Source organism: Ohtaekwangia sp. (genome assembly GCF_036568665.1).
Lineage (GTDB): Bacteria > Bacteroidota > Bacteroidia > Cytophagales > Cyclobacteriaceae > Ohtaekwangia.
Genome location: NZ_DATCSD010000185.1, coordinates 1 through 2,712 on the forward strand (window position 1 = coordinate 1; position 2,712 = coordinate 2,712).

General features: G+C 45.2%; 1 protein-coding gene. It reads right to left on the bottom strand.

The genetic code is table 11. The features are described from left to right. A partial coding sequence (locus VIN08_RS10535) for a hypothetical protein (protein WP_331964269.1) occupies positions 1-2,712 on the bottom strand: 2,712 nt, incomplete at both ends.

Sequence of the window (2,712 nt, forward strand, 5' to 3'; positions counted from 1 at the left end):
GGTGTACTGCCATCAAGCACTTTAAAGTCAACCAGTTTACCGCGGAATGATCGTTTCCGGTTCTCCATATCGGTAACAACAAACTCCTCACCTATCGGAACATTAAAGGCTGCCTGTGGTGCATTGAATACATCTACATTATTTTCTCCTTTCACCGGACTCACTGCCGAGATGATGTCTACGTTCTCCAACGGATTGCTGTTCCCTACAACCGTACACGACTTGCCTATCTCTAATTCAAACTTGCAATTACCTTTTACCAATCCTCCCAGCAATCTATAGTAACCACCCACTATACCACGCATCCAGAAAGGATTAGGACCTTTCGCTTGTAATATAGCGGCTGCTCCGATTTTCAGAATCTCATAATTACCTTTATAGAATCGCAGTCGTACTTTAATACCGATGTTTCCCTGTATATAGGCATACGCCTGACCGTTGGCAAACCATCCATTGATACCGATCGTTTCGTCAGAACCTGAGCAATGATATTCTTTACCATACTTCTTGATCATGAAGTCTGTTCCTATACCGGCAGCAAATCTTCCGTAGAACATCAGGAAGCTGATGTCACCGGTATCCATACTGAAATCCATTCCGAAGGCAAATCCAAATCCTGATGCAGCGGCATTCAGATCGCGCATATAGTCGAGATCCTGACTGGTGATACCCAGTATCTCAGAGACCTGATGCGGTGGTGGCGGACTACCTGGAATATTTTTACCCATCATGAAGTAGCTCTTCATCTTCAATAACCATAACAGCTCAATGCCTACCGGATCATTCGGTGTACCCACCAGCATATACCATTCATCTTTGGAGAAATGCATTACGGCCCAGCCTGCCCTGTTATTCTGACCTATACCTTTTATAGCGCCACCGGCAACATTGATATACATTTCCATGTTGGCATGGAACACATCGTTCACATTATCAAACAATATCTTTACACTGGCTGATACCTGGCCTTGCAAGGCTTCCATGAGCTTGCTCATACCTTTGTTACCGCTTACCGCAGCGGCAGCCATTTCTTTGATCTTGTCGAGACCTCCCGGTAACGCAGGAGACATCACCACTATATTTCCGGTGAACGTAACTGAATTTATACCCCCCGATCGGTTCAGCATTACCTCCAGCGCTACATCTCCGTTATAGGGAGCCTGACTTGGTGTTGCTCCGAATTTTACAAGTGCTTTAATACCGATGGTATTTTCATCCGGTATATAGGTAATGCCGGATGCATTTCTACCCAGCGAACTTCCTTCCGTACTTTGTTTCATCTTCGAGTAGAAACCACCACCAAAGCCATACGCAGAGAAGCCCGGGAATAATGGAAGTCCACTCTCAAATTCTACCAGTGCATCTGCATACCAGTAACGGAACTCAGGTGTTTTACCAAACAGTGCGTCCACCTTTAAGGTGATCATCTGTATTTTACCAGACAGCGATCCCTTGAAGCCATCGCCATATACAGGATCTTCTTCAAAGAAGTTGATCATACCCGCGATCTCGATCACACCGGCTTTCTTGAAGTTTACACCTATACCGGTGAGCTCTACCTTGTCGAATCCCCAGTTTCCCTTTTCTGTGGTAACATTCCCCTCTGGCGAAGTAACCGTTTCTGTTGCGCGTTTACCCCAAACAATAAGTCCGGCCGTTCCTCCAAAGCCTTCATCTTCCGATTTACCTGCTATATTGATTGTTACATCAAAGCCTATACCTATACGATCTGAACCATCCTTTCGCAGTGCTATATTATTGATGACCAGCGGGAACTTCGATACAGATTGTTCTTTATCTTCCTTGCCAAAGGATACATGCTGTATATCAAAGTGAGGTGCTTCTGTACTGATGCGCAGTCCTTCAAACTCGATACCACTAAAGCTGGCCTTCGGCCCTTTGCTCAATGCACTGATGGTGAGTTCTCCGTTGAGTATAGCCGTCGGATAAAATTTATCGTCTTTCTCTTTTACGGTAATAGATGAGCCTGGCTTCAGGTTGAGATCTGCTACCAGCAAAGGCAATCGTAGTTCGTCTTTTATCGTTACAGAAAATATATAGTTACCATCGGCACTGCGACTGGCCAGGTATCCAAAATGTGTTGCGCTGTTGTCTTTCTTCTTTTTAAGATTAGGAACAGAAATGTTTCCTGCTATTTCAAAACCTTTTACCTGGTTGGTAACAAGAGCAAGCTCTACGTGATCCAATGAATAAGACCACCCGTTCAGGTTACCGGCATCCAGTACATTATCAGCAAACACGTCACCGGTAAATCCCTCGTCATCCAGGATCATGTGCTCTACCCCAAGCGTTATGCGCGAATCGTCACCTTCCTTTTTAGCAAACCCCGGAGGCAGTCGTACTTCGAGGCGCTGCATATAAAAGCCTTGCCACAACAATGGCTGACCGCCCTGTACAAACGGTGATGAGTAGTCTTTCGGAAAAGATATACCCGGAGGATTCGACAAATCACTCCAGTCCATAAATGCCTGCGCTACTTTAAAACCAAAACCATCCAACCCATTGATCTGGAAAGGCGGTATATTTACTCCTACCATCAGGTCGTTGAGACTCTGCGCATACGTTGTGAAATTTACTTTTACCCGCTCATTCTCATTGGTACTGGCTTTGCCGTTAGCATCTTCCGGTATAATCAGGCTTCGCGAAAACTGGATCTCCGCTTCTATATTTACTCCTTTAAAACCACTGCAA